2 protein-coding genes are annotated in these 1693 nt (G+C 74.4%); both read right to left on the bottom strand.

The genetic code is table 11. From position 1 onward, the window contains the following. Nucleotides 1-26: 26 nt before the first annotated feature. Nucleotides 27-716: a class F sortase gene (locus ABT247_RS33355; protein ID WP_350750340.1), complete on the bottom strand. Its 690-nt coding sequence runs from the start codon at nt 714-716 to the stop codon at nt 27-29. A 228-nt stretch (nt 717-944) separates the two neighbouring features. Further along, complete coding sequence (locus ABT247_RS33350) at nt 945-1391, bottom strand: hypothetical protein (RefSeq protein ID WP_350750338.1); 447 nt, start codon at nt 1389-1391, stop codon at nt 945-947. Between the last annotated feature and the right edge of the window lie 302 nt (nt 1392-1693).

The raw sequence follows: 1693 nt of genomic DNA, 5'->3' as shown, positions 1-1693 counted from the left end.
CGGGGCCCGCTCGGGCGTGCCCGGGATCAGGCCTTGTGCGAGGACTCCAGGTGGGCGAAGACCACGACGTTGTCCAGGTAATCCCGCCGCTTCTTGTCGTACGTGCCGCCGCAGGTGATCAGCCGCAGCTGGGCGTCCTGGGTCTTCCCGTACACCTTCTGGTCGGGGAAGGCGTCCTTGGCGAAGGTCTCCACGGAGTCGACCGTGAACACCGCGACCGTGCCGTCGGCCCGGCTCACCTCGACCTTGTTGCCCGGCAGCAGCAGGCTCAGCAGCAGGAACACCGCCGGGCCCTTGGTGGTGTCGACGTGGCCGGCGACGACCGCGCTGCCGCGCTCGCCCGGGGTCACGCCGTCCCGGTACCAGCCGACCAGGTTCTTGTCGTCCGGCGGCGGCGCGTTGAGCTGGCCGGCCTGGTTGAGGGTGAGTTCGGTGAACGGCGCGTCCACCGCGATCTGCGGGATCCGCAGCCGGGTCGGCTTGGACCGCTTCAGCGCCGGAGCGCCAGGCGCCGCCGGGGACGCCTTCGCGGCCGCCGCCGCGGCCTGCCCCGGGACGGCGGGTGCGGCGGCCGCCGGGGGAGCGGACTGGCCGGCGGGGGAGTCGTCGTCACCCGGCCGGGTGTCCACCGAGTTGTAGATCAGCAGCAGCCCGACCGCTGCCGCGCCCATCCCCGCCTGCAGCAGCCGGGGCATTCCAGCGCCGGGAGCGCCCATCATTCCTGTCCTCCGCTAGAAGTCCTCCGCCGAACCGGGCGAGCCGCTCGGCCGTCCGACCCGCCGGGCCGTCGACCCGGGTGAGCAGCCGGGCCGTCCGACCCGCCTGACGGCCCCTGCCGCCGTGACCGCCGCCTGCACCGGATCCGGTTCCGCAACGGTGCGCCGCCCCCGCACGCCCCACCCCCGGGGAAGGGAGTGGGGCGCCCGGAGGCGGCAGTGGCGGGATCAGACGGCCGCGGTGCCGGCCGCACGCCGCCCGCGGCGCAGCGCGAGGGCGCCGGCCCCGAGGCCGCCGAGCAGCAGCACCGCGCCGGAGGCCAGGCCCCCGCCGGACAGCGCCAGCCCGCCGCCGCCGGTGTGCACGCCGCCGTGCGGGCTCTGGTGCTCCTCTTCCTTGCCCTCGTAACCCTTGCCGTCGTAGCCCTTGCTCTCGGTGCCCTTGCTCTCCGTGCCCTTGTGCTCGCCGGAGCCCTTCTCCTCGGAGGCGCCGCCACCGGGCTTCTTGTCGTCGTAGCCCTTCGAGGATTCGGAGGCGCCCTTGTCGGGCTGCTTCTCCTGCCAGGTGAGGTTCTTGCCCTGGTCGGAGGAGCCGTCGGCGAAGGCCATGGGAGTGCCGACGGTGAGGACGGCGGCGACGGCCGCCCCGGCGAGCAGAGTGCGTGCAGAACGCATGAGGATGATCCTTCCGGCGCGAGGGTCCGCGACCGCCGGCACGGTGCCGGACAGGGGACTCGCGGACGATGGCGCCTGATCCACCGTCAACCACCGGGGGAGCGGTTGCCACCGGAGCGTGGCGGCGCCGCTACGGACTGTGCGCCCTTCGGGTGGAGTCCTGGGCGTGTTCACCCGATCGCCCCGGCGATCCGGGTGAATCGTCGCGGGTGCGCAGTGGTACGGACATGCACTGGTACGGACATGCACTGGTACGGACATGGGCCCCCCCCCCCCGCCCCCCCGCGGGCGGGGCCCAGCCG

Origin of the sequence: Kitasatospora sp. NPDC001539 (genome assembly GCF_040298565.1) — a bacterium.
Taxonomy (GTDB): Bacteria; Actinomycetota; Actinomycetes; order Streptomycetales; family Streptomycetaceae; genus Kitasatospora.
The sequence above is the reverse complement of the archived record's forward strand: the minus strand, read 5'-3'. Positions and strand labels throughout refer to the sequence as shown.